Source organism: Micromonospora sp. NPDC049497 (assembly GCF_044465805.1).
Taxonomy (GTDB): Bacteria; Actinomycetota; Actinomycetes; order Mycobacteriales; family Micromonosporaceae; genus Micromonospora.
Map to the genome: position 1 here is coordinate 93392 of NZ_JBITMC010000017.1, position 6296 is coordinate 99687.

Below are 6296 nucleotides of genomic sequence, written 5' to 3' on the forward strand. Positions count from 1 at the left end.
CCCTCAGGGATGTGTTCGTGACATCTTGCCTGCTGGTTACGCAAGTGCGCGACCCGCTACCGCTGTGCTACACGCGACATCCCCGAATGGGCGACGGCCCCGGTCGTCGGTGAGACTGGGCGGTACGTGCTGGCCTGCGCGCAGCGCGGTGACCGGCCGGTGGGGGAGGAGTAACAACGTGACGGGGGACACAATGCCGCCCGCGGCGATGCGTAACGAGTACGCGGCGGACCGGGGCCTTTCCGAGGCCGAGCTCGCCACCGACTGGCACACCCAGTTCGACCGCTGGTTCGCCGACGCGGTGGCCGCCGGCCTGCCCGAGCCGAACGCCATGGTGGTCGGCACCGCCGACGCCACCGGCCGGCCGAGCGCCCGTACCGTGCTGCTGAAGGGGTACGACTCCGACGGCTTCGTCTTTTTCACCAACTACGACTCGCGCAAGGGCGCCGAGGCGACCGCCAACCCGTACGCCAGCCTGGTCTTTCCCTGGTTCCCGATGCAGCGGCAGGTGGTGGTGGCCGGCCGGGTGGAGCGGGTCGACCGGGCCGAGACCGAGGCGTACTTCGCCAGCCGCCCGCGCGGCTCCCAGCTCGGCGCCTGGGCGAGCACCCAGTCCCGGGTGATCCCGGACCGGGTGGCGCTCGACGGCGCGTACCGGGCGGCGGCCGAGCGGTTCGCCGACGTCGAGCCGATCCCCGCCCCGCCGCACTGGGGCGGCCTGCGGGTACGCCCCGAGTCGGTGGAGTTCTGGCAGGGGCGGGCGAGCCGGCTGCACGACCGGCTGCGGTTCCGTCTGGTCGGGCCCGGCGAGTGGGGCGTGGAGCGGTTGGCACCGTGACGGACGTGAAGGACCGCCGGCGGAGCGCGGCACGCCGGCTGGCGATCGACCTGCGTCCCCTGTCCGTGCCCGCCTACCGGCGGCTGTGGCTGGGCAACACGGTGGCGTCGTTCGGTTTCCAGGTCACGGCCGTCGCGGTGCCGGTCGAGATGTACGCGCTGACCCAGGACTCGCTCTGGGTGGGCCTGCTCGGCGTCGCCGGCTTCGTACCCCTGCTGGTCTTCGGGCTCTGGGGTGGCGCGGTGGCCGACGCCCGCGACCGGCGCCGGGTGCTGCTCGGCGGATCGGCGCTGCTCTGGGCCTCGGTGCTCGCGCTGCTGGCGCAGTCGCTGGTCGGCGTGGGCAGCGCCGCGCTGCTGCTCGGCCTGGTGACCGTGCACTCCATCGCGTTCGCGATCAGCTCCCCGGCGCGGTCGGCGATCCTGCCCCGGCTGCTGCCGCCGGAGCTGGTGCCGGCCGCCACCACGCTGAACTACACCACCTTCACCGCGGCGGCGGTGGCCGGGCCGCTCGCCGCCGGCCTGGTCCTCGCCGCCTTCGGCACCGGCGCCGGCCTGCCGGTGGCGTACGCCCTCGACGCGGTGCTCTTCACCGGGCTGGTGGTGGCGACCCTGCGGCTGCCCGCGATGCCGCCCGAGCCGCCGGCCGACGGCGAGGTCCGGCGCGGCGGGCTGGCCGGGATCGTCGACGGCCTCCGGTACCTGGCGACCACGCCGGTGCTGCTGCTCTCGTTCGCGATCGACCTGATCGCGATGATCCTGGCCATGCCGCGGGCGCTGTTCCCGGAGGTGGCCCAGGAGCGGTTCGGCGGCGGGGCGGCGGTCGGCTGGCTCTACAGCGCGATCGCGATCGGGGCGGTGCTCGGCGGGCTCAGCTCCGGCTGGATCGGCCGGCTGCGCCGGCAGGGTCTCGCCCTGGTGGTCGCGGTGGTGGGCTGGGGGCTGGCCGTCGCCGCGGCCGGCCTCGCCGGACAGCTCTGGCTGATGGTGCTGCTGCTCGCCGTGGCCGGCGCCGCCGACCTGGTCAGCGCGGTGCTGCGCCAGTCGATGCTGCTGGTGTACGCCCCGGACCGGATGCGCGGCCGGCTCCAGGGCGTCAACATCGTCGTCGTCGCCGGTGGCCCCCGCCTCGGCGACCTGCGGGCCGGCGCGATGGCCGCCGGCTTCGGCGGTGGCGTCGCGTGGATCGGTGGCGGCCTCGGCGCGGCCGTGCTCGCGGTGGCGCTGGCGGTGGCCTTCCCGGCACTGCTGCGGTACCGGGCGGCGGGCGTGTCCCGTTAAGGTCGCCGACATGGACAACCCCGACCAGCGTCCCCCCTCGGGCGCGCAGTGGACCATCTCCGCAGCCGGCCACGAGGCCGTCGTCGTCGAGGTGGGCGGGGGTCTACGGACCTACCGGCACGACGGCGTCGACTACCTCGACGGGTACGCCGAGGACGAGATCTGCCCCGGCTGCGCCGGGCAGGTGCTCGCCCCCTGGCCGAACCGGATCCGGGACGGGCGGTACGCGTACGGCGACCGGGAGCTGCAACTGACCCTCAGCGAGCCGGAGCGGGGGGTTGCGATCCACGGCCTGGTCAACTGGGTGTCGTGGTACCTCGTGGAGCAGTCGGCGGACGCCGTGACCGTCGGCTACGACCTGCCGCCGACCCCCGGCTACCCGTGGCCGCTCCGGCTGCGCACCCGGTACTCCGTCGGGCCGGACGGCCTGCGCGTCGCGCACGAGGTGACCAACACCGGCGGGGAGCCGTGCCCGTTCGGGCTGGCGGTGCACCCGTACCTGCGGCTGCCCGGTGTGGCGGTGGACGACCTGACGCTGGGGCTGCCGGCCCGCAGCCGGGTGCAGGTGGACGGCCGACTGCTGCCGATCGGGGTCAGCCCGGTGGCCGGGACGGAGTACGACTGGACCAGCCCGCGCCGGATCGGTGGGGCACGCCTCGACATGTGCTTCGGCGACGTGATCCGGGACGACGAGGGCGGCTCCTCGGTCAGCCTGGTCGCGCCGGACGGCTCGTCGGGGGTGCGGATCTGGGCCGACCGGGAGTTCGGCTGGTGGCAGGTCTTCACCTCCGACGCGCTCACCGGGGAACGGCACCGCCGCTCGGTGGCGATCGAGCCGATGACCTGCCCGCCGGACGCGTTCCGCTCCGGCCGGGACGTGATCGCGTTGAAGCCCGGCGTCGGGTGGCGGGGCGTGTGGGGCGTACGGCCCGGGGCCTGAGGAGATCGGCGTGGAGTTCGGTGAGGTGGTCCGGCGGCGCCGGATGGTGCGCAACTACGACCCGGATCGTCCCGTCCCGCCCGACGTGGTGGACCGGCTGCTCGACCACGCCATCCGGGCACCCTCCGCCGGGTTCGCCCAGGGCTGGGGCTTCCTGGTGCTGGAGAGCCCGGAGGACCGGGAGCGGTTCTGGTCGGTGGCCACTCCGGTGGGTGGTGGCCGGGAGCGCTGGCTGACCGGCATGCGGCGGGCACCGTTGATCATCGTCCCGCACGCCAACCGATCGGCGTACCTGGAGCGGTACGCGGAGCCGGACAAGGGCTGGGCCGACCGGTCGACGGAGCGTTGGCCGGTGCCGTACTGGATCGTCGACACCGGATTCGCCGCCCTGTTGATGCTCCTCACCGCCGTGGACGAGGGGCTGGGGGCGTGCTTCTTCGGCATCCCCCCGCAGCGGACCGACGACTACCGGTCGGCGTTCGGGGTGCCGGAGGAGTACCAGCCCGTCGGGGCGATCACGGTGGGTTATCGTGCCCCGGACCACCGGTCACCGTCGCTGCGTCGCGGGCGTCGTCCGGTGGACGAGGTGGTCCGCCGAGGCCGGTGGAGCTGAGCGACTGCGCAAGGTTCGTCCGGGTTGAGAAACGGACGGGCGGTAGCGAAACTGGCATCAGGGAGCAGAACGCGGTGTGCGGAGGGCGGCTACGCTGGCACGGTCATCGGTGCCGCGGGGAGGGGAGCGTGCCGTCGTGATCTTCAGAGCGGTCCGGGACGGGCGTCCCTATCCGGAGCACAATCTGACGCTCAAACAGTGGGCGGAGATCCCTCCGCGCCCGCTGCGCCTGGATCAGTTGATCACCACCAAGCGCGAGCTGGCGCTGGACAAGCTGCTCGCCGAGGACTCGACCTTCTACGGGGACCTGTTCCCGCACGTCGTGCAGTGGAACGGTGGCCTCTACCTGGAGGACGGGCTGCACCGGGCCCTGCGGGCGGCGCTCCAGCAGCGCAACCAGATCCACGCCCGGGTGCTCGTCCTCTCCGAGGCCGTGGAGTGAGTCTTCGTTAAGGTGGCCCGCATGAGCCCTCTGGACCTGCTCGACCTGGACGCGTCGCTCACCTCCGAGGAGCGGCAGATCCGCGCCGTCGTGCGCCAGCTCATCGACGACCGGGTACGCCCGCACGTCGCCGGCTGGTACGAGGAGGGCCAGGTGCCCGCGCGGGAACTGGCCCGCGAGTTCGGCAAGCTCGGCCTGCTCGGCATGCACCTGACCGGGTACGGCTGCGCCGGCTCGTCGGCCGTCGCGTACGGGCTCGCCTGCCTGGAGCTGGAGGCCGGCGACTCCGGGGTCCGCTCGCTGGTGTCCGTGCAGGGGTCGCTGGCGATGTACGCGATCTGGAAGTACGGCAGCGACGAGCAGAAGCAGCGCTGGCTGCCCGCGATGGCCACCGGTGAGGCGATCGGCTGCTTCGGCCTGACCGAGCCGGACCACGGCTCCGACCCGGCGTCGATGGCCACCCGGGCCCGCCGCGACGGCGACGACTGGATCCTGCACGGCGGCAAGATGTGGATCACCAACGCGCCCGTCGCGGACGTCGCGGTGATCTGGGCGCGCACCGACGAGGGCGTACGCGGCTTCGCCGTACCCATGGACACGCCCGGTGTCACGGCGCGGGAGATCCGGCGCAAGATGTCGCTGCGCGCGTCGGTGACCGGCGAGATCACGCTCGACGACGTCCGGCTCCCGGCGGACGCGCGACTGCCCGGGGCGAGCGGGCTGAAGGCCCCGCTGAGCTGCCTGACCGAGGCCCGGCACGGCATCGTCTGGGGTGCGCTCGGCGCGGCCCGGGACTGCCTGGAGACCACCCTGACGTACGCGACCACCCGCACCCAGTTCGGCCGGCCGCTCGCCGGGTTCCAGCTCACCCAGGCCAAGCTCGCGGACATGGCCGTCGAGTGGAACAAGGGCTTCCTGCTCGCGCTCCAACTGGGGCGGCTCGCCGACGCCGGGAAGCTGCGCCCGGACCAGGTCAGCGTGGGCAAGCTCAACAACGTCCGGGAGGCGCTGGCCATCGCCCGCCAGTGCCGCACGATCCTGGGCGCCAACGGGGTGTCCGGCGAGTACCCGATCATGCGGCACGCCAACAACCTGGAGAGCGTGCTGACGTACGAGGGCACCTCCGAGATCCACCAACTGGTCATCGGGCAGAAGCTCACCGGGCTGTCCGCGTTCGCGTAGGGCAGGCCCTCACCCGTTCGGGTGGCTCGCCGAGCGGGTGTCGTACAGGGGTCGTAACGTCTGAGGAAGACGACGTGTCTGACGAGGACGGAGAGGGCCATGGCCCGCGACGCTGAGATCAACGAACCCACCAGGGAGTTTCCCGGCTACCCGACCGCCGACACGCTCAAGACGCGCTCGGAGGAGCCGCCCGAGCCCACCCCGGGCTCGCCGGTACCGTCCGGTGGGCCGGCCCGCGGCCTGCTCTGGGTGCTCGGCGCGGCGGCACTGGCCGTGGTCGCGCTGCTCGGCGTGCAGGCCACCGGCCTGCTGCCCGACTTCCGCAACCCGTTCGCGAAGGAGCAGACCGACCGCAGCCAACCGCCGCTGCTCCAGTCGATCCAGGACCTCAGCCGCTACGTCGCCGCCGAGGGCAACTTCCAGGTGGTCGTCGACCTCCAGAACGACCGCAACAACGTGCCGGACTGGCTGGTCAACGAGCGCACGCTCTTCGTCGGCGCGGGCAGCGTCGAGGCGTACGTCGACTTCGCCAAGATCTCCGAGGGCGCGATCGTCGAGTCGGCCGACGGGAAGTCGGTGGAGATCAAGCTGCCGGCGCCACAGCTCGGCAAGACCAACCTCGACCTGGAGAAGAGCTACGTCTTCGCCGAGGAGCGGGGTCTGCTCAACCGCGTCGGCGACCTGGTCGGGGGCGACCCCAACCGGCAGCAGCAGGTCTACCAGCTCGCCGAGGAGCGGATCACCACCGCCGCCCGGGACAGCGGGCTCAACCAGCGGGCGGAGGAGAACACCCGCAAGATGCTGGAGGGGCTGCTCCGCTCCCTGGGCTACGAGAAGGTCACCGTCACCTACACCGCTCCCTGACCCAGCAACGCGGCGGGGGGCGCCCCCCCCCCCGGGGGGGGGGGGGCCCGCCGGGGGCCCCCCCCCCCCCCCCCGCCGGAGGGGGCCCACGGGCCGGACCCCGCCGGGGGGGCCCCGGTGCCCCCCACCCCCCCGGC

7 protein-coding genes are annotated in these 6296 nt (G+C 73.4%); all 7 read left to right on the forward strand.

The genetic code is table 11. The annotated features are described in order from the left end of the window. Positions 1–193 precede the first annotated feature (193 nt). The 7 genes from pdxH to ACIBR0_RS22170 all read left to right on the forward strand — a co-directional run bounded on the left by pdxH (position 194) and on the right by ACIBR0_RS22170 (position 6159). Positions 194–838: a pyridoxamine 5'-phosphate oxidase gene (gene pdxH / locus ACIBR0_RS22140; RefSeq protein ID WP_396718601.1), complete on the forward strand. Its 645-nt coding sequence runs from the start codon at positions 194–196 to the stop codon at positions 836–838. After that, on the forward strand, positions 835–2118 hold the full coding sequence (locus ACIBR0_RS22145; RefSeq protein WP_396718515.1) for an MFS transporter: 1284 nt from the start codon (positions 835–837) through the stop codon (positions 2116–2118). The genes pdxH and ACIBR0_RS22145 overlap by 4 nt, the downstream gene beginning before the upstream one ends. A 10-nt stretch (positions 2119–2128) precedes the next feature. Next, positions 2129–3058, forward strand: coding sequence for an aldose 1-epimerase family protein (locus ACIBR0_RS22150; protein WP_396718517.1), 930 nt, complete (start codon positions 2129–2131; stop codon positions 3056–3058). A gap of 10 nt (positions 3059–3068) precedes the next feature. Continuing rightward, positions 3069–3671, forward strand: coding sequence for a nitroreductase family protein (locus ACIBR0_RS22155; protein ID WP_396718520.1), 603 nt, complete (start codon positions 3069–3071; stop codon positions 3669–3671). A gap of 136 nt (positions 3672–3807) precedes the next feature. Next, on the forward strand, positions 3808–4113 hold the full coding sequence (locus tag ACIBR0_RS22160; protein ID WP_091593012.1) for a type II toxin-antitoxin system VapB family antitoxin: 306 nt from the start codon (positions 3808–3810) through the stop codon (positions 4111–4113). 21 nt (positions 4114–4134) lie between these two features. Further along, on the forward strand, positions 4135–5295 hold the full coding sequence (locus ACIBR0_RS22165; RefSeq protein WP_396718523.1) for an acyl-CoA dehydrogenase family protein: 1161 nt from the start codon (positions 4135–4137) through the stop codon (positions 5293–5295). 99 nt (positions 5296–5394) lie between these two features. After that, the gene (locus ACIBR0_RS22170; RefSeq protein ID WP_396718525.1) at positions 5395–6159 is read left to right on the forward strand and encodes a DUF4230 domain-containing protein; all 765 of its coding nucleotides are present in this window, start codon (positions 5395–5397) and stop codon (positions 6157–6159) included. Positions 6160–6296: the final 137 nt, after the last annotated feature.